17 protein-coding genes and 1 tRNA gene are annotated in these 20,377 nt (G+C 33.1%); 3 read left to right on the forward strand and 15 right to left on the reverse strand.

Going from position 1 to position 20,377, the window contains the following annotated elements:
* Window positions 1–434: 434 nt before the first annotated feature.
* Both DER71_RS01575 and DER71_RS01580 read right to left on the reverse strand, forming a co-directional pair.
* Window positions 435–1,460, reverse strand: coding sequence for a branched-chain amino acid aminotransferase (locus DER71_RS01575; RefSeq protein WP_114457781.1), 1,026 nt, complete (start codon window positions 1,458–1,460; stop codon window positions 435–437).
* Window positions 1,420–1,611, reverse strand: a complete 192-nt coding sequence (locus DER71_RS01580; protein ID WP_147267750.1) for a hypothetical protein — start codon at window positions 1,609–1,611, stop codon at window positions 1,420–1,422. Before DER71_RS01580 ends, DER71_RS01575 begins: the two co-directional genes overlap by 41 nt.
* A gap of 452 nt (window positions 1,612–2,063) precedes the next feature.
* On the opposite strand from DER71_RS01580, the gene DER71_RS01585 reads away from it, so the two are divergent.
* Window positions 2,064–2,150, forward strand: a tRNA-Leu gene (locus DER71_RS01585).
* Between the two features lie 205 nt (window positions 2,151–2,355).
* Here DER71_RS01585 and DER71_RS01590 read toward each other — a convergent pair.
* The 5 genes from DER71_RS01590 to DER71_RS01610 form a co-directional block, all read right to left on the reverse strand.
* Window positions 2,356–3,744 carry a glycosyltransferase gene (locus DER71_RS01590; protein ID WP_114458653.1) on the reverse strand — a complete coding sequence of 463 codons (1,389 nt, stop codon included), beginning with the start codon at window positions 3,742–3,744 and terminating at the stop codon, window positions 2,356–2,358.
* Window positions 3,745–4,090: 346 nt separating this feature from the next.
* Window positions 4,091–5,509, reverse strand: coding sequence for a cardiolipin synthase (cls, locus tag DER71_RS01595; protein WP_114458652.1), 1,419 nt, complete (start codon window positions 5,507–5,509; stop codon window positions 4,091–4,093).
* A 138-nt stretch (window positions 5,510–5,647) separates the two neighbouring features.
* Window positions 5,648–6,784 (reverse strand): hypothetical protein, encoded by a 1,137-nt coding sequence (locus tag DER71_RS01600; RefSeq protein WP_114474218.1) that lies wholly within the window; start codon window positions 6,782–6,784, stop codon window positions 5,648–5,650.
* Window positions 6,785–6,931: 147 nt separating this feature from the next.
* Window positions 6,932–8,329: a GntR family transcriptional regulator gene (locus DER71_RS01605; protein WP_158531779.1), complete on the reverse strand. Its 1,398-nt coding sequence runs from the start codon at window positions 8,327–8,329 to the stop codon at window positions 6,932–6,934.
* A gap of 172 nt (window positions 8,330–8,501) precedes the next feature.
* A complete protein-coding gene (locus DER71_RS01610) occupies window positions 8,502–9,860 on the reverse strand; it encodes a DUF2254 domain-containing protein (RefSeq protein ID WP_114458649.1) in 1,359 nt (452 codons plus the stop codon).
* A 415-nt stretch (window positions 9,861–10,275) separates the two neighbouring features.
* On the opposite strand from DER71_RS01610, the gene DER71_RS01615 reads away from it, so the two are divergent.
* Together DER71_RS01615 and DER71_RS01620 are read left to right on the forward strand one after the other, a co-directional pair.
* The gene (locus tag DER71_RS01615; RefSeq protein ID WP_114458648.1) at window positions 10,276–10,863 is read left to right on the forward strand and encodes a cyclodeaminase/cyclohydrolase family protein; all 588 of its coding nucleotides are present in this window, start codon (window positions 10,276–10,278) and stop codon (window positions 10,861–10,863) included.
* Window positions 10,864–10,885: 22 nt separating this feature from the next.
* Window positions 10,886–11,719, forward strand: coding sequence for a bifunctional 5,10-methylenetetrahydrofolate dehydrogenase/5,10-methenyltetrahydrofolate cyclohydrolase (locus DER71_RS01620; protein WP_114458647.1), 834 nt, complete (start codon window positions 10,886–10,888; stop codon window positions 11,717–11,719).
* A gap of 123 nt (window positions 11,720–11,842) precedes the next feature.
* Here DER71_RS01620 and DER71_RS01625 read toward each other — a convergent pair whose 3' ends face one another.
* The 8 genes from DER71_RS01625 to DER71_RS01660 form a co-directional block, all read right to left on the reverse strand.
* Entirely contained in the window at window positions 11,843–12,589 is a 747-nt protein-coding gene (locus DER71_RS01625; protein ID WP_114458646.1) for a glutamine amidotransferase, read from the reverse strand.
* 2 nt (window positions 12,590–12,591) lie between these two features.
* Window positions 12,592–13,527: a ribokinase gene (gene rbsK / locus DER71_RS01630; protein ID WP_147267765.1), complete on the reverse strand. Its 936-nt coding sequence runs from the start codon at window positions 13,525–13,527 to the stop codon at window positions 12,592–12,594.
* 3 nt (window positions 13,528–13,530) lie between these two features.
* Window positions 13,531–14,799, reverse strand: a complete 1,269-nt coding sequence (locus DER71_RS01635; RefSeq protein ID WP_114458644.1) for an ArgE/DapE family deacylase — start codon at window positions 14,797–14,799, stop codon at window positions 13,531–13,533.
* 9 nt (window positions 14,800–14,808) lie between these two features.
* Window positions 14,809–15,741 (reverse strand): nucleoside hydrolase, encoded by a 933-nt coding sequence (locus DER71_RS01640; RefSeq protein WP_114458643.1) that lies wholly within the window; start codon window positions 15,739–15,741, stop codon window positions 14,809–14,811.
* Window positions 15,742–15,764: 23 nt separating this feature from the next.
* Window positions 15,765–16,700: a nucleoside hydrolase gene (locus DER71_RS01645; protein ID WP_114458642.1), complete on the reverse strand. Its 936-nt coding sequence runs from the start codon at window positions 16,698–16,700 to the stop codon at window positions 15,765–15,767.
* Between the two features lie 120 nt (window positions 16,701–16,820).
* Window positions 16,821–17,687, reverse strand: coding sequence for an ABC transporter permease (locus DER71_RS01650; protein WP_114474221.1), 867 nt, complete (start codon window positions 17,685–17,687; stop codon window positions 16,821–16,823).
* 46 nt (window positions 17,688–17,733) lie between these two features.
* Window positions 17,734–18,804, reverse strand: a complete 1,071-nt coding sequence (locus tag DER71_RS01655; RefSeq protein ID WP_114458641.1) for an ABC transporter permease — start codon at window positions 18,802–18,804, stop codon at window positions 17,734–17,736.
* A complete protein-coding gene (locus DER71_RS01660) occupies window positions 18,801–20,345 on the reverse strand; it encodes an ABC transporter ATP-binding protein (protein ID WP_369834968.1) in 1,545 nt (514 codons plus the stop codon). Before DER71_RS01660 ends, DER71_RS01655 begins: the two co-directional genes overlap by 4 nt.
* Between the last annotated feature and the right edge of the window lie 32 nt (window positions 20,346–20,377).

Below are 20,377 nucleotides of genomic sequence, written 5' to 3' on the forward strand. Positions count from 1 at the left end.
TTTTTAACTACTGGACTTTCCCCATTTTTTATATACTGCTGCAAAAAGGGGAGATGCAGGAATATTGAAATTTTTAGTCAATGAATCTTAACGAAATGAAGGAAGAAATAGGGTTGAACTGCAGGATGGAGTGAGCTAATCATGAGTCAGGAGGACTCATTGATTAGTGTGCCCTATTTCACACCCGAATTGAGTTTTAGATAAATCTAAAAATTTCGTTGATGACTAAAGCCCCCTTTTTGCAGCTTGAAAATAAATTTTGGGGAAACTCCTATTTTAACTAAAAAGACTTCCCCCATTTTTGAAATATGATTCTTAGTTTTGTCTTTCATTTTTTATCTAAAAATAGAGCTAAATATCCTATAGTTATTGATAAAATTAAATCCAGTTTTCTAATTATTTTCATTACTCTAACTCTGAAAATTTTCAATTTATTATTTTATTTTTCTGATCCAACCTTCAGGAGCATCAATAACCCCCAGCTGCATCTGAGTTAAGGTTTCATATAATTTTTTGATTATTGGGCCCATATCATCCATTCCACTAGGAAAAATAATTTCCTGATCTCCATTAACTATCTTACCAATAGGAGAAATTACGGCTGCTGTACCACAGAGACCTGCCTCTGCAAAATTCTTGACTTCTTCCAACTTTACTGGTCTTTCGGTAACTTTTAAATCAAGATAATTTTCAGCCAGATAAAGAATAGATCTTTTAGTTATTGAAGGCAAAATTGAGCTTGATTTTGGTGACACCAGCTCATTATCTTTTGTAATGAAAATAATATTGGCTCCACCACTTTCTTCAACATAAGTTCTGGTGGCAGCATCTAAAAATAGATTTTCATCATATCCCTCTTCACGAGCTTCTACAGTAGTCTTTAAACTCATTGCATAATTTAACCCAGCCTTAAGATGGCCAGTACCGCGAGGAGCTGCCCGATCATATTTGCTAACTCTAATGGTAATAGGGTTTACTCCTCCTTTAAAGTAGGGTCCAACTGGAGTTGCATAAAGTCTGAACTGAAACTCTTCTGCTGGTTTAATAGCAATTACCTCTTTAGATCCAAAAATAAATGGCCGCAGATAAAGAGAAGCTCCTGTGCCATATGGCGGCACCCAGTCTAGATTTGCTTCAACTACCTGATCAACTGCTTCCAAAAATCTTTCTTTAGGAAAGGGCGGCATCTGTAATCCCTCTGCCGAATCCAGCATCCGCTCCGCATTTAAATCCGGTCTAAATGTTACTACACTTCCATCTTTTGTCGTATAGGCCTTTAACCCTTCAAATACCTGCTGACAGTACTGTAAGACTGCTGCACTCTCATTGATTACTACATTAGGGTCAGAAATTAATTTACCCTTATCCCACTTACCATTTTTATAATTTGCTATGTACCTCTTATCTGTCTGATGATATTTAAAACCAAGATTTTCCCAGTCTAAATTTTTCTTGCTCATTTTTTAGCTCCTCCCTACTTAATATATGATTTTTAATATCTTTTCCAGCAATTATTTTAAATAAATAATTTTCTAAATATTTTCGGTTATTAACTGCAGTTAATTTACCTCTATAATTTTTTGGATACATTTTAACTTCAATATAATCCAAACTGATACTCTGAGCATCTTTCTTAATTTCTTCTCTTTCAAATGAGATATAGAACTCAGTCAGCAGAGGTAAATCCTCCATATTAGCAAATATAATTAAACCGAGTTTATTCGAATCTTTAATTAAATCAAGTGTAATCTAAAATCAGTTGTTTTAACACATTAAATTAATTTTTTATTTATCCACCTCCATTATATTGTGTTTTATAAAATATATTATATTATGAAAATATAAAAAGTTCAAATTATCTTCCTTTTTTCTGTACTTGCTGTTTTTAATAAGCTTCTAAAAATAATTATGGTTAATGAGGCTGGAAAAATATTACTCATAATACCCACATATTAGTTTTATATCAAATTATTTCAAGATTTCTAATGAAAACAGGAAACTTCTTGAAAAATCAATCTTGCTTTTAAAATAAATTTATGATAATATGATTTATGTTAATAAATGCCGAAGTGGTGGAATTGGCAGACGCGACGGATTCAAAATCCGTTGCCTTCACGGGCGTGTGGGTTCGAGTCCCACCTTCGGCACCATCTTTATATAATAGAGATCATAGCACTTTTTAAAGTCTCCTTTTGGGAGATTTTTTTAGTTTTAGGGAATAATTAGCCCGACTCAACCAATAAGTCTTCCCAAAACAACATCCCCTGCCCCATACTTTTAAAAAAGCAAGTATAAATATTAAATAGAGTTTCCCCAAAATTATTTTTAGAGTTAAAAGAGATTTTATCATAAATATTACCTCTTTAACCTTTGTAAAATAGTCAGCAGATAGGCATAAGCAACATCAAGATTCATCCACCAGCGCAGTAGAGTACCTTTTAGAAATCCGTACTTTTTTTCTTTAAGAGTTTGATAGTATTCAAATTTCTCCCATCCATAGCCATTACCTCGTCTTTTCGCAATAAAATTAAGGCCTGCTTCTATTCGATAACGATATTTAAAATTTTCCGGTAGTTTATTCCAGAGTTCACGCCTTACCGCACGCTCACCAGAGTTTAGGGCAAATAAAGTTACTGCTTTCTGCATAAAGTTATTTCTTACCCCAATATACATATCATATTTTCTTTTAGCAACAGGTTGAATAATCTGAGCAACAATTTCAACTGTTAAATCTTTTAGATCAGCATCACAGAAGAATAATATATCTGCCTCAGTATTCTCAACTCCCTGCTGCATTGACTGAGCCTTCCCCCTGTTGGTATCATTTTTTATCAATTTAACTCTTTCAAATCTGCTCACCACTTCTGCAGTATTATCTGTTGAGCCGTCATCAATAACAATAATTTCGTTTAAAAGCTCAGCCTGAGTTAAGACATCCAAAACCCGATCTATATTCTGAGCTTCATTATAAGCTGGAATAATAGCAGCTGTTGTATCCTCATTCTTATTTTTTTCTTTATTAATATTTTGATAAAAATCTGCAATATTTTTGTAAATTTCGGAACTTTTTTTCGAAAAAAATAGATTATGATTTTTATTATCTATAATTTCTATATAATGAGGAGCTTCAATTTTACGGCTGATATACCCAATTGCTTTATAATTTCCTATTGGATCATTTTTTGAATAAATTGTAAAAACTGGACATGTTATTTTAGAGAGTTCTTTTTCTAATAAATTATTTGCCTTTTTAATAATTTTTAATCCATTTGCATGCATTTGATTATAATAAAATGTGTTTTGGCGGATTTTCTCCTCTTCATCTGGTAATGGTTTTGTCCAGTACTTCTTAAAAAAACCAAGCAGTGATAAGCCAGGAATATTAAAGGGAAATTTTAATTTATATGGTAAGCAGACATTAAACACTCCATCTACAGGAAATTTACTGGCAAAATGCAGTGCCATTTGAGCTCCAAAAGAAACCCCCCCGAGAATAATTTCATCATATTTTTTTAAATCGCTTTTTAGTTCAGCTTCAATTTGATTAATAAAATCTTTTAAACCTGTACTATCAAGGGCCTGTACTGTTCTACCATGTCCCTTGAGAAGCATTACTTTAACATTTACAGCAAGAGTATTACATAAATATTTTGGTAAACCATTAAAGTCTGTTGGACTTCCTGTATAACCATGGATTAAGAAAAATAAAGTTTTAAAATCATTTTGTAGCTCTATATTAATCATAAAATCAACTCCAATAATTGAATTAAATCCAATTTTTATTTGTCTCTCTTTTATATGTTATGTCATTATCTACCAACAATATATAATACCAGGGCATTCGTTTTTATTCAGCTTAACTTTTCTGAAGATTTATTTTTTGCTAATAAAATCCTATTATTTTATTTTTGAGTTAAATTTTTCTACATAATTATTATATATCTTAACTCAGTAACCTACAAATTAAGGTAAGTAGAAATTCTTTTTATGTATATCAGATTGCAGAAAAATTATTCTAATTTTTAAAACAAAAAACCTATCTGTTCAGCAGATAGGCTTTCTTTTGCCAATTATTCTCTTATACATCATTTTATAATATAGGAGATAAGAGTCTGGATATAGATTCTCGAACCTTCATTGTCCAGCCTCTATTTTTGTATTTTTCAGTAGTTATTTCTCTAGAATGTTCTATATCTTTTAAAAATATCTCATCATAACCCCTGGCAATTTCGCTGTCATAGATAAAAGCATTTATCTCAAAGTTAAGTTTAAAACTCCTCACATCCATATTTGTAGTCCCAACTGATAGAATTCTGCTGTCTACACTTATAGTCTTGCTGTGAAGAAAACCTCTGCTGTAACTATAACAGCGGGCACCTGCTTCCAAAAGCTGACCTACAAATGAATTATTGGCTCCATATACAAAAGGATGATCAGAGTGGCCTGGTATCATAATTCTTACATCAACACCGGATCTTGATGCAAGCTGAAGTGCCTCCAGTATAGACTGGTCAGGTATAAAATAAGGTGTCTGTATAAAAATAGTTTTTTCAGCTTCATAAATCATCTTCAGAAAAAAGAATTTAATCTCGGTTTCTTTAGAGTCCGGTCCACTGCTGACAATTTGAACAGGTGAATGACCTTCAAATTCTTTTTTTGGAAAATAATATTCTCCCCTCTTTATATCTTTCCCAGAAGCAAAATTCCAGTCTAAAAGAAAGCGGTACTGCATGCTGTCAACACTTTCTCCCCTAATACGCAAATGGGTATCTCTCCAGTGACCGAAGCGACTAGAAAGACCTAAATATTCATTACCCACATTTATTCCCCCTAGATATCCTATCTGACCATCTATAACGACGTTTTTCCTGTGGTTGCGGTAATTAATATCTAAAACAAAAGGTGCAAATGGAACAGCTTCTCCACCTGCATCTTCAAGTTTGTGAATAGAATATCTGGATAAATTTCTGCACCCCATCTTATCATATAATAGTCTTACTTCTACACCTTCAGCTGCTTTTTGTGCCAAACGATGAATAAATTCGTCTCCAAGGTTATCATCTTGAATTATATAATAGCTGGCATGTATAAATTTTTCTGCATTATCAATATCTTTAAATAAATCGGCAAACTTATCTCTACCATTTGTATAAATATCAAGTTTATTATATCCTACTACAGATGGCTTTTCACATCTGAGACCAATTCTAATAACACTTTTTTCGAGATCATCAAAATCTAAATTATCCACATCCATAATTCCTGTTTCGCCGCCAAAGTTAAGTTCTTTTAAATCGTTTTCTCTCTGTTTTCTCAAAAAATGATTTCTCTTTTTTGGCGTTAATCCAATAAATAAATAAAGTATAAAACCCAGCACTGGAATCAAAGTTAAAATTAAAAGCCAGGCCCAGGTGGCTGTTGGGTCTTTTCTTTCAAAAAATATAAGTAGTATTATAAATATTATATTTAAAATTATTATTCCAGAAGGTAAATATGATAATAAATTCATGAAAAGCTCCCTTCAAAAAAGCAAAAAATTTAAATTCTGTAGTATCAAGCTGATTAAATATTTTTAGAAAAATCACAGGAGGAAATAGTCTGGTATTAATACCAGACTATTTCCATCTTCAAACTTATACTCTAAATATTAATATCTGTATATTGCCGCTATATATGTTCCATCTGGCATTTCTTCTGAATTTAAAGAATAAACCTTTCCTCCATTTTTAATAACATTGAGAGCAGCAAAATTATAAAGATCATAGTCTCTAATTGAATTGTCTTTTTTGACTTTATTATTATCCTTATCAAAAAAACCTTCTTTTTTAGCTGTTTTATCCAGCAGCAGCGTATCTACCTTACTAAAATAAGCAGCCTCAATTATATCTTCCAGATCTTCTGAACTTTTATCAGTGTTTTTAAGTTCACCGTATTTTGCCAGAACTTCATCTGTATAATCATGAAGATGTGGTTCTATTAACTGTAAGCTTTTTTCGTATAAGTTATCAGAAGGGATTTTTTCTGGATTACCATTAACATTTTTATTTAACATATGGGGGTAAGTATTTATATTCTGATAGTGAGAAAACAAACTGTCATCTGCCGCAATAATTAGTTTTTCTTTCGTATTTTTTAGTCGGTTATTAACTACTTCATTAATCTTACGCAAATAATGAAGAAGGTCTTCATTATCTTCTTCCCCTCCTCCACCTCCGTGATAGATTGAAGAAGTTCCTGCTTTGCTCATGGAAAGGGGTGATTCAGCAGCCTCTTCATCAAGATTGAGAAATTCTTTTATATTCTTGGGCAGGCCATTTATTTCCAGCTCATTTATTTCACTTCTATCACATTTATATAATTTGCTGTAATTTGGACTTAAAGCTAAAAGATAATATTTAGGATTATCCCAGAGAACAGAAATCAGCTGTTTTATATTAAAATATCTGCTTACATGTGTTTTATCTGAAAAATCAACCGGCAGTTTAAAATACTCAAAAATATCTTTATTTAAAAATACTGCCAATCCACTTTTCTGATTCTGCCAGAAATCTACTTCTTCTACCAAAGTCTCTATCCGAGACAGCATTTTTTTAATTTCTCTTTCGTTAAACCTCCATCTTTTTTTCAATTTTTCTGTTACTTCCTGAATTAAGTTTTTAAATTCAATTTTCAGCTTTGTAAATTCACCTTTTTTAACAGACTGTGTTGACATGTAAATTGATATACAAGGCTCATCCTCACAACTTATCAATTTTTTTAGTGTCTGAAGATTAATTTCATCCATTAATACAACCCCCTAATTGAAGTCTGTTCCTTACATAAGTACTGTAATCACATTGTACCAAAAAATTAACTTTTTTAAAAGAACTAGACAGGTATATAAAAGGACTTTTTAAAACTGCAAATTAACATCAAATAGATGCCGATAAGTCTAAATACTGTTTTCCTTAATGAATTTTCTATAAATTTCTGCAAATCTGATAATCCCCTGTCTAATTGTAAATTCATCTACAGCTGCATAAGAAAAGATTATATTATTATTTTCTTTCCTGTTATAATAAAAGTTATTTTGATCAGCAAGCAAAATATCATTCCTTTTGGCTCTTTTTAAAAAGTTTTCAATATTAATTTTTTTCGGCAGAATTATCTTTATATAAAACCCGGAATCAGATGTCTCAAGTTTTATTTCTTCAGGCATATGTGCAAGCAGCTCATTTTTACTTATGATAGATCTATTTTTTAATGTATGTTTTAATATTTTTATTCTTTTTTGAAGGTAAGAAGTACTAATATAATATGACAGCAGATGGCTTATTAAATGGTCTCCAGCAGAATTTAAATTAAATTCTTTATTTTCTATCTGTGTCTGTCCGTCCGGAAAAACAATCAGTCCGATATCCAGCCCGGGAAATAAAGTTCTTGTCATTCTAACAATCTGAATAACAGTATTTTTTTTGTCTATTTTATAAAAGCTCTCATCTTTTGGCTTATCCTCATCCCAAAAATAATAACTGTCTACAACTATTATTTTAAATTTCAGCATGTGGGCCAGGTCTAAAAGTGACTTCTTTTTGTCTGCACTCCAGCTGCACACATTTTCAAAAGAAGGAACACTGTTTAAAAATAAATAATCAATCTTATTGTTTTCCAGATAACTCATCAACTTATCAAAATTTATGTCCTCAATCCCCTCAATACTGGGCGATTTATTTTGTTTCGACAGTCTTTTAATAAGATCTATTTCTCCTGGTTCTTCAACTAAAATAAAATCACTTTCACTAAAAAGATCAAAAAATATTAAATCTAACTGATCTGTCCCAGAATATTGATTTTTCTGACAGCCTGTTTTTACTGGAAACTGTTCTATCAGCTTCTGCAATTCATTTTCTTCTGAATTTAATGCAGAAAAGATCCCACCTGATTTTAAAAACCAAACTTCTTCAAAAATAGTATTTATGTCATAAGATTTAATTATTTCTTCATTTGAGAAGATTCCGCTGAAGTTTATAAGTGATTTTTCCCCATCTTCTTTAGAAGATAGAACCCTTAATCTTCTGTCTATATCTTTGTTTTCTTTTATTTCAGAGCTGGCAGGAGAAATAAAGCTTCCGCTTCCTTCTTTTTTATAGATATAATTTTCTGCTTCCAGTATATTATAAGCTTTTACTACAGTTTCAGGATTCACCTCAAGTTCTGATGCAAGTTTTCTTATGGAGGGCATTTTGGTATCAGGTGTAAACCTATTTTCAAGAATTTCCTCTTTTATTTTTTCATAAATCTGTCTGTAAAGGCTCTGCTCAGCATTCCTGTCAAGTTCAAAATTAAACAAATTAAACCGCCCCCTTTCTTTTTTAAAAATTTTTCTATTTTCTCCGTATTTTTAAAGTTTTTGAGTTCCTTGTTCAGTTAAACCACCTTTTGATTTATTTAATTCATCAAATAATTCTTTAATATTTTTGCATAATAGTAATTTCTTCCATAGTATCAACAAAACTGTTATTTTATACCTGAAAATAATTATCAGTTTTATCACTATTTTTAGTTTCTTTAGCCAGTTTATATATTTTGTGATTCAAAAACTTTTTATCTTCATTTTCCAGTACTTTTATATCAAAACCACCTAAAATATAATGGCTGAAATTCCAGACCTGTTTTTTTACTTTTTCAGAACTGCCTTCAGCTATTATTAAAAGAGCATCCAATATAGATCCTGCAACAGAAACATCCTGATTCCCATAATGACGCAGCTGATAAAAAGTTTTGTAAAGAAGATCCCAGAAAGATATATCTTCTAATATAAAACACAATTCGTCCTTATCATTATAATAATAAGTGTTCTCTATATTAGCAACCGCTATTCTGGATAATACCCAGCCCAACTGATTAATACAAAAGACTGCCGTATTTGGATCATTAATACCTGGAGAAATAGCCCGCAGTGCAACTTCTGTTAATTTGAGAAGCCCAAATTCAATATCATTTTTGTTGCTTCTTTCGTTATCTATCACCAGATGATCAAGTATTTTTTTCTCAATAACTTCCTTTGTTTCTTTCATTTCTTCTGATGGATTCAGCTGCCAGACAGAAAATACAATTGTATTTTCTGTAACATAATCTCCAATCATTTTTTCGGCTCTAATTATTAGGTCAAGTTCATCGGCCAGATTGGTAAGCTGAATATCATAAATATATTGTATATAACCACTTCTGTCCGCCTTAAAGGTCATAGATTCTTTTTCTGTAATCTCCTTAAGATTGGGAGGAGGAACATTCCTTATTTTATCATTACTATTATTTCTTTCTTCAAATTTATTAACAATATCTATTATTTCCTGTTTTAGATTTTCTACTAATAAATTCACCTGAACCGAATTAGCAGCATGATGTATAAAATAAACAAAGTAGCCAAGACAAATAATGGCAACTATAACCGCAATTAAAGGAGAAAAAATTGCTGCCTCCTGTTCTCCCTGTAGATTATCATTTAAAAATAAAAGAGTTAAAATAGAATAAATAAAACCACCGATAAAAACTCCCAGTACTTTTAATGTAACTCTGTTTTTCAGAAAATCCTGCATAGTTCTGGGAGAAAACTGTGAAGAATACATGGTCAAAACAACCATAATTGTAGAAAAAGATACTGTAATCATAGCAAATAGCGAACCGGCAAGTGTAGATAAAATCGTTTTAGCCAGGTCATAAGAAGTAAAAAAATATCCAGGCAAATAATTTATAATAACAGTGTTAAAATAGCGATCAATAATAATAACAAATAGTGACAAGAATGCAGCCGACACAGCATAAATGCTGGGAATAAAATATATTTTATTCTGTATGTTGTGCAGAAATTTTGGTTTCATTTTTTATTAACCGCCTTAAAATAGTCAGCTTATATTAAAAGAACAAAATTACTTATGACTTCTTTATTACAGTAAGATTAAAAATTTTGTTGATGTCAAAAATTATGAATCCATAAATTTTATCTACAATAAATCATCCAATTATAATTTCTTATACGTTTAAAAATAAACTAAATGTTTATTGTTATGTATAAAATTCAACAAAGTTGCTTTATTCCCTTTATTTGTCGTAAGAAATCAGCATTTTTTGCATGTGGTATACAGTCGACAAATTTTAATTTTTATTTAATCTTTTAAATTATTTTTAAAAATATCGTCAGAATCTTTTAATATATTTGCTTATTCTGTTATAATGGATATTAAGTAGGGAAAATGCAAAATTTTAGTATTAAAACTTTTAAGAAAGGAGAATACTATGTATTCAAAAAAAAGTATTAATGAATTTCTTGATGATTTAAGTTCAAACAATTCTATCCCTGGAGGTGGAAGTGCAGCTGCTCTTTCTGGAGCACTGAATGCTGCTGTAGTAAGCTTTATTTCCAACCTAACAATTGGTAAAGAAAAGTATGCGGATGTAGAGGATGAGGCAAAAGAAATACTGAAAAAGTCTTCTGCACTACAGAAAGAAATGCTGGAAATGATAGATAAGGACAGTAAAATACTGGCAGATATTTTGAAAGGTTACAAATCCGGCAGTCAGGAAAAAGTAAAAGAAATATGTAGAGATGCAGTAGAATTTTCTATGGATATGGCCAGAAAAGCTGTTGAACTGATGAACCTTACACTTTCCATTAGCAAAATCGGTAATAGAATGCTTAAAAGCGATTTTGAAGTAGCAGCTTACATAGGAGATGCTGCAGTTAACAGTGCAATAGCAAATGTTAAGATAAATCTCGGCAGTGTTGATGATAAAAAATTTGTAAACAAAGTTAAGAAAGAATACACAATGCTGAGCAAAAAAAGTGATGAACTTAAAAAAGAAATCGTTAACTTAGCAAATTAATTTAATAGAGGTGAATATTCAAATGAAAATTTTGCAAGGAAAACCAGTAGCAGAGAAAATTGAAAATTGGTGTATTGCGGAGGTAAAAAGACTTAAAGAAGAAAAAAATGCTGTACCTCACCTGCGTGTTCTTCAATATGGTGATGACGCAGCCAGCAAAGCTTATGTTGGAAGAATAGAAAAAAACTGCAAAAAAGCAGGAATAAAATTCGAGTACAAAGTATTTACTGATGATAAACAGGCTTTTGTGAATTCTTTAAAAGATGCAAATGAAAGTGATGAAATTACATCAATAATGGTTCAGCAGCCATTACCTGATTCACTTAAAGATACAATTGAAATGATCAATCCCAAGAAAGATATTGAAGGTATTACTTCTGCTTCACTTGGGAAATTGTTTGTTGGACTGGATACTTTAATTCCATGTACTGCTGAGGCATGTATGGAAATTATTGATTTTTATGATATTCCACTCAAAGGTGAAAGAGCTGTTGTTGTAGGGAGAAGTAATATTGTCGGAAAACCTGTTTCTATTCTTCTTCAGCAGAGGCATGCAACAGTCACAATGTGCCACTCACGTACCAGAGATTTAAACTGGGAATTAAAACATGCAGATATAGTTGTTGCAGCTGTTGGAAGGCCAGAAATGATTACCGGTGATATGCTGGGCGAGAATACAGTTGTTATTGATGTCGGAACAAATTTTGTAGATGGAAAACTGCTGGGCGATGTTGATTATGAATCTGCCAGCAAAAAAGCAGAAATGATAACACCTGTCCCTGGTGGAGTTGGTACTGTAACAAATCAGGTTTTAATTAGAAATATTGTAAAATCTTTTAAAAATTTGTATGAATAAAATATAACTTATAAAGCCTGGATATAAATCATCCAGGCTTTTTAAGTTCAGTTTGCCGGGGAAAGCAAACTGTGAACATGGAAGCATTTTAACAATATTATTTTCATTCTAGATATCATATCTTTATATATCTTTTCTTAACCATCCAATAAGCTGAGCCCAGAATTTGCCGTAGTTGTCCCATTCTACAAATTCAGGTGAACCCCAGTGAGGTGCACAGTCAGATGCAAAGGCAGCAGTACGACCTTTTCCATATTTTCCTACAACTACCAAAGGATCTCCATCATATTCAACAAGTACTTCTCCTTTTTCATCGGCAGCAAATTTATTATACCCTAAAAGCATAGGCCATTTATATTCAATGCCCTCTAAAACAGCATGTTCTTTAACTGCTTCTGGATACATTCCCTCTGGAACTTCTACTCTGTCATCAGTAGCCATCATAACTACAGGAAGAATTTCTTCAATAGGTGAATTTTTATATTTTGATTTAGCATCTATTCCCTGGAAGGACATATATCCACCGATCATAAGAAAACTTCCACCTTCTTTTACATATTCTCTGATAAGCTTTAATCTATTTGGAGTTGAAATTGATTTTTCGAAGGTATCAGGATGTAAAAGCAGTGTATTGGAACCAATATCACTTAAAATTACGGTATCATACTGGCTAATTTCTTCAATTTCTGTTGGGAATTTAGAAGCTGCATGCTGGTTTGGTATAAAATCAACTTCATAATCTGCTTCTTCCAGAGCTTCTATCAACCACTTAGCTCCTTCTTCGTATTTACTTGTAAAAAATGTGTCAAAACCCTTTATATGAATTGAAAATGTTTCCCAGCTTTCACCGGCCAATAAAATTTTCTTCATGCTTATTTATCCTCCTTTATGTTCTCTAAAAATTTCTTTATCTCTTCTTTATCTGGAATGGAAGTCTGGGCTCCCATTTTTGTCGTGGAAATAGCCGCACCTGTATTTGCCCATTCCACTGCTTCTTTTAAATTTGAGCCATCGTAGACAGCTGCAAATGTACCTGTAAAACAATCTCCTGCTGCTGTAGTATCTACGGCATTGACCTTTAAGCCTGGTACAGTAAAGCTTTCTTTTTTGGTCTTTACAAAAAGGCCTTTACTGCCCAGAGTTAAAATAACAATTTTAACCCCTCTCTTCAGAAAGTAATCTGCTGCTTTATTCATACTTTCTTCATCTTCAACTTTTATTCCGGTCAGCTGTTCTGCTTCAGTTGTATTTGGCGTTATTATATCCACTTTTTTGTAAATTGATTCCGGAAGTTTAAATACAGGGGCTGGATCAAGTACAACCATTATGTTATTTTCTGCCGCAGTATCAACTGCTTTTAAAACAGTTTCTTCTGGAATTTCAAGCTGCAGGAGCATCATATCAAATTTATTTAGATTATCCTGTTTTTTTTCTATATCTCCAGCAGACAATTTGCTGTTTGCACCTGGTATAACAATTATAGAATTGTTACCTTTCTCATCAACACTTATAACTGCTGTTCCTGTATCTTCATCTTCATCTTCAATTAAAAATTCCAGATCTATATCAAATTTTGTCAAATTTTCTTTTAGATATTTTCCATAACTATCTCTGCCAATCTTTCCAAACATCCAGGTTTTTCCACCTGCCTGACGGGCACTAACTGCCTGATTGGCACCTTTTCCACCGGGAATTTCATCAAGCTTAGTTCCCAGAATTGTTTCACCGATTTCAGGGATGCGGGGAGTTGATGCAACCAGATCCATATTAAGACTTCCAATTACTATTATATTGTTAATTTTACTCACCCCCTATACTGTACCACACCAATCTATTATAAATCCTGCATATATTAAAATACTTTCTATATATTCATTAATCGAAATTGTTTCGTCTATACTGTGTGCTTTTTCTGGATTTCCCGGCCCAAAGACAATAGTTGGCGTATCTGCCAGATTTGCAAGCAGTCTAGCATCATTTCCAGCTGGAGAAGCTGTTAATTCTTTACTTCCCGATATATTAGATCGAAATGTTTTAACAAGATCATGTTCAGAATCTATTTCAAATGGTCCACCTTCCTGATACACTTCAATTTCAAGTGGATTTTCTCTCAGCCATGGATCACCCTTTACAGCATTATCCAGAGTAGTTAAAACATCTTCGGCAATTTCTTCTTTATCAAGGCCTGGATAATAATGCAGACACAGTTTAAATTCACATTCAGAAGGAACTGTGGAACCAGCACTTCCACCTTTAATGACACCAATATTAAGGGTTGGAGGCGGCATTAGAGGATGTTTATATTTCATCAGCCAGTTATGTTCGAGTTCATTTAATGCTTCAATAAGTTTAATAGCCTTTTCTATTGCATTGACACCTTCCCACTTTCTGGAAGAGTGCAGTGCTTTACCAAAAACTTTTACATGATAAAAAATAAAACCCATATGTCCAATCTGAAGAAGATTGCTTGTTGGTTCACAGACAACTGCACCATCTGCCTTTATTCCTTCCTGCACAAATGCAAGAGTACCATTTCCGCCTCCTTCTTCGTCTATAACACTTTCAAAAAGAACATCCCCTTTAAGTTCTATACCTGCCTTTTTTATCAAATCAAGTGACAGCAGACTAGCAGCAAGACCGCCCTTCATATCACAGCTGCCGAGACCATATATTTCTCCATCAATTTCTTTAGCTGAAAAAGGGTCATACTTCCAGCGTTCTTTTTCTCCATAAGGCATTGTATCTATATGACCATTTAATATTAAAGATCTTCCACCACCACTTCCAGAAAATCTTCCCAATAAATTGGGCCTATCTTCATAATTATGGCCCGGGTTACCCTCTCCATACTTTTCTATAGCATCTCTAATTATTTCATCTTTTACCTTATAAAACTCTGCTTTGCCGCCAATTTCCTCCATTTTTTCGGCAGCTATTTTTTGACCATTTTTTTCATATCCACCATCAATACCGTGGCCGACAACTCTTGTATCTGTTTTTATGAGTTTTTTAAGAAAATTAAGATATTCATTACGATTATTTTCTAATTCTTCTGCTAATTTTTCTTTCTTATCTGTCATCTTTTCCTCCTAATTGTAGTGCCCAAGTATATCACACAAAAGATCCCAGAATTTTTCTTTATTTAAATCAAGAGCAACCTCTGCATTTTTCTTCTTACCTGTCACATCATAATAATCACAGACTGTTCGGCCGTAAGTTAAACTGCTGTCTGTCTCAATATCTACATGCATTTTCCTGGTTGTAAATACATCATCATCTATTAGTTTTGCCACCGCACATACATCATGCAGTGGACCTGCTTTTAGACCATAAAAATCCTGATATGTAGATCCAAAAAATTCCAGTAATTCTACAACCAAATCCGTTACTTTATTTCCAATTTTAGATATTCTATCTATAATTTCTGGATAGGCCTGGGCCTGAAAGGTAAGATCAAGCCCGACCATGGTAATATCTATTCCACTTTTGAAAATTATATCTGCAGCTTCTGCATCTGCATAAATATTAAATTCCGCGGCCGGTGTTCTGTTTCCCAGTCCATAAGCTCCACCCATCATCACTATTCTATTTATTTTATCTTTTATTTCAGGTTTTAATAAAATAGCTGCTGCAATGTTTGTAAGCGGTCCTACAGGAACTAATGTAATTCCTTCCTCTGCCTTAAGTGCTTCATCAATTATAAAGTCTACTGCATGTTTTTTTTCGGCTTCTAATGTTAAAGATGGAAAATCTGGCCCATCAAGACCGCTCTCTCCATGAATATGGCCGGCTGTAACCTGTTTTCTTACCAGTGGTTTTGCCATTCCTTTATATACTGGAACCTTTAAATCTGCATAATTTACTATATTAAGTGTATTGTTAAGTGTTTTTTCTAATATCTGATTTCCTGCAACAACGGTTATTCCTCTCAAATCTAAATTATCTGCTCTGGCAGCAAGTAAAATTGCAATGGCATCATCATGGCCTGGATCCACATCCAGTATTATCTTTTCTCTTCTCATCATTACCTCCAGAAAACTTTATTTTAATACTTTTTTAAAGCCTCAATTAAAAGATCCCAAAAAAGTTCTTTATTTAAATCAAGAGCAACTTCTGCATTTGCTTCTTTATCCACTACTCCATAGAAATCACATACTGTTCTCCCATAGTTTAGTTCACTATCTGTTTCTATATCAACTCTCATCTTTCTACTAGTAAAAACATCTTTATCAATAACTCCAGCAACTGCACATACATCATGGAGAGGTGGTGCATCAAAATCAAATACCCGATTATATGTGTAGCCGAAAAATTTGAGCAGTTCTACAACTAAATTGCTGACATCATTATCGATCTCTGCTATTCTTTCCACTATCTCCGGATATGCCTTTGCCTGATGTGTCAGGTCAAGACCAACCATTGTAATATCAAGTCCACTTTCAAATACAACTTTAGCTGCTTCTCCATCAACATAGATGTTAAATTCAGCAGCTGGTGTAGTATTTCCAAGAGTATAGGAACCTCCCATCAGTACTATTTCATCAATATTTTCTTTTATTTTAGGTTCTCTAATTAATGCCATAGCAATATTTGTCAGCGGTCCGGTTGGTATAAGTGTAATACCATCTTCTGCTGCCAGACATTCTTCTATTATAAAATCTACCGCATGTTTATCTTCCTCTTTTAAGGTGCTTTTTGGGAATTGTGGCCCATCAAGTCCACTGTCACCATGGATATCATCAGCAATAACCTGTTCTCTCACTAAAGGTTTGGCCATGCCTGCAAAAATAGGAATATCATTTAGTCCTGCAAAACTGCATACATTGAGAGTATTTTGAAGGGTTTTTTCTAAAGTTTGATTTCCTGCAACAACTGTTATTCCCTTCAGATCAAGTTTTTCATTTTTTGCAGCAAGCAGAATAGCTACTGCATCATCATGACCTGGGTCAACATCCAATATAATTTTCTTTTTATCTGCCAAGTTAATTCCTCCTATTATCTTTCTGATAAATAAATTTAATAATTTATAACCATAGAATATTTAATCTATATTTTCTAAATTTTTATTTTAAAAATCTAAGTTGATTTATTATAATTTATTTTAAAGTAAATTATTTTTTTCTCTTTTCTGCTTTCTAATCATACCTATTGTAATTGCAACCACAGTGGCTATATATGGAATCATAAGCATAAACTGTGATGGAAGTCCAAATGTCTGAAGATTATTACCTAAAGCTTCAGTAAAACCAAAGAACAGACTGGCAAACCATGTATTTATAGGTGTCACTCCACCAAAATACATAGCAGCTACTCCAATAAATCCACGCCCATTTGTCATATTTTCTATAAACTGTCTTGTATATCCAAGTGACAGATGTGCTCCAGCAAGTCCTCCAAAAATCCCGCTTAATATCATTGCCTGATATTTTTTAATATTAACATGAACTCCACCTGTTTCTGCAGAAAGTGGATGTATTCCTACAAAACGAATCCTTAACCCCCAGACAGTTTTATAGAGAATAAAATATGTTACAAAAACAAGTATAATACCGAGATAATCTGTTAATTTAAATCCGCTTAATAAAGTCCCAAGTACAGGAATTTTATCAATTATTGGTATGGTAATAGACGGAATCGGAACAATATTGGGATCATAAAAACTTCCAGCAGTATTAAATATATTTCTCAGCAGAAAACGGGTAAATTCAATTGCAAAAAGGTTAATTGCAATACCGGCAACAAAAACATCTGCCTTGAATTTTAAGTGAATTACAGCCATAAACAGAGCAACAACAACACCGGCTGCAACTGACGCCAATATCCCCAGCACCCAGCTGCCTGTAAAATAACTCACAGCAACAGCAACAAAAGCACCAATAAGCATAATGCCTTCAATGCCAATATTGGTAATTGCAGCCTGTTCTGTTATAACAAGTCCCATGGCTGCAAGGGCAATAGGTGTTGACATTCTGAGTGTGGCTCTCAATAAATTTAAATTGATAATTAATCCAAGATCACCCAACTTCAACCCCTCCTTTGTCCGAACTTTTTCTTTTTTTAATTTCTACTATAACTTCTGCAGCAGCTAAAAGAATAATAACCGCCTCTATAACTCCTATTACTTCTTTAGGTACACCTGTAAATCTTTCCATATTGATTGCTCCAGAGCGAAGTGCTGCCAGAAAAAAAGCTACAAAAGGAAGTGCTTTAAGATTATTCCTTGCAAGTAAACCTACCATAATTCCATCAAAACCATAACCAGGCGAAAAATTATCCAGCACATATCCGTGAATTCCCAGAACTTCAACACCACCGAGAACACCACCAATAGCTCCACTTAAAAACATTGTTAAAACCATTATTAATTTGGATTTAACTCCAACATAATCAGTAAAAAATGGATTAAATCCTACCGCTCTAACTTTATATCCAAAAGTAGTTTTATTTAAAAGCCAGATAAAAAATACCAGTAAAGCAAGTGCAATAAAAATACCAATATTTGCTCGGCTGGGAAGCATTATTTTCGGAAGTCTAGCTGTAGGCTGAACATTAGGTGTCTGTGGAACTCCTACATTAGGATTTTTGAAAGGATGGTTAACTATGTAGCCAACAAAGAAAATAGCCACATAATTTAGCATAATTGTTGTTGTAACTTCATTAACATTATATTTTGCTCTTAAAAATCCTGGAATTACTGCCCAGAGTCCACCTGCCGCTGCTGCCAAAAGCAGGGTGACCGGTATATGCACCAGAGAAGGTACTCCTTTTATAATATAACCAAAAAAGGCTGCTGTTATTGCACCAAAATAAAGCTGACCTTCAACACCAATATTAAAAATAGATGCTTTTGATGCAACAGCAAAAGCTAAACCGGAAAGGAGAAGAGGTACAAATCTCTCAAGAGTACCACCAAAGTTAAACCTTCCTTTAAAAGCACCCTGATACAGTGCTTCATATGATTCTAAAATATCATAACCCATAAAATATATTACTAATGTTCCCACTATCATTGCAGTAAAAACTGCTATAAATACATTAAGCAGAGACTGTCTTTCATAAAGAAAATCTCTTAATTTATCATTCATGCGGTTACACCACCCTTAAAATCAGGATTTCCACCTGTCATCATCAGACCAAGATTATTTTCATTTGCTTCCTCTATATCCAGTGTTCCCTGAATTTCTCCTTCATACATTACTATAATTCTATCACTTAAGGAAAGTATTTCTTCCAGATCAGCGGAAACTAACAGCACTGCTTTTCCGGCTTTTCTCTCATCCAGCAGCACAGATCTAATAAATTCAATTGAACCAATATCTATACCTCTGGTCGGCTGAGAAGCTATTATAAGTCCAGCATCTTCTGCAACTTCTCTGGCTACAATTACTTTCTGTGCATTTCCACCAGATAAATTCTGCATTTTTACATCAGTTTTGGGTGGACGAATATCAAATTTATCTATCAGCTCTTCAGCAAAATTCTTTACCCTTTTAAAATTAATAATACCAATTTTTGATGAATATGGATCATCTGGAAGTTTATTTGCTATTAAATTTTCCTGAATAGTTAATTCCTTACATAAACCTGTTTTATTGCGGTCTTCGGGAATGTGAGAAACACCATGATGGCGGATTTCCAGAGGAGATTTATTTGTTATTTCTTCTCCTCTAATTTTAATCTCACCACTTTCTACCTTTCTTAAACCTGTCAGGGCTTCAACCAGTTCTGTCTGACCATTTCCATCTATTCCAGCAACACCCAGTATTTCTCCCTCTTTTATCTCAAAAGAAACATCCTTAAGATTAGAAAGTTTTCTGCGCCCGAACACATTCAGATTTTTAACTTCCAAAATCCTGTCTCCAGGTTCATTTTCTTCTATTTCAAAATCAAGAAAAACTTCTCTTCCGACCATAAGATAGGCCAGCTTTTCTTTAGTAGCATCATTCTGTGAAAGCGTTTCCACTTTATTACCTTTTCTCATAACAGTAATTCTATCTGCTATTTCCAAAACTTCATCCAATTTATGTGAAATAAAAATTATTGTTTTCCCATTTTCTTTCAGTGAACGTATGATTTTAAATAATTCCTCTGTTTCCTGTGGTGTTAAAACAGCTGTTGGTTCATCAAGTATAAGCACTTCTGCACCTCTGTAAAGAGCCTTTAGTATTTCTACTCTCTGTGCTTCTCCAACCGAAATATTAATAACTTTGCTGTTCGGTCTAATTTCAAAACCATATTTTTCTGAATAGTCCATCACTTCAGAATATGCCTTGTCATAATCAAGCAGCTTATGTTTATTAGGTTCAAAACCAAGAATAATATTTTCCAGTACCGTCATAGTTTCAGCAAGCATAAATTCCTGATGAACCATTCCAATGCCAAGCCTCATAGCTTCTCTGGCATCACTGATATTTTTTTCTTCACCATTTATTTTAACTGTACCTTCATCCTGATCATAAATTCCATAGAGTATTTTCATTAAAGTTGATTTTCCTGCACCGTTTTCTCCTATCAGGGCATGTATTTCACCTTTTTCTAAAGAAAAATCAACATGGTTTAAAGCCACAACATTGGGAAATTCTTTATAAATGCCTTTCATTTCTACTATTGGGGCCAATTTTTTCACTCCCTTTTCTACATACATCTTTTATAAATCCG

The organism is Halanaerobium sp. DL-01 (genome assembly GCF_003338615.1).
Classification (GTDB): domain Bacteria; phylum Bacillota; class Halanaerobiia; order Halanaerobiales; family Halanaerobiaceae; genus QPJE01.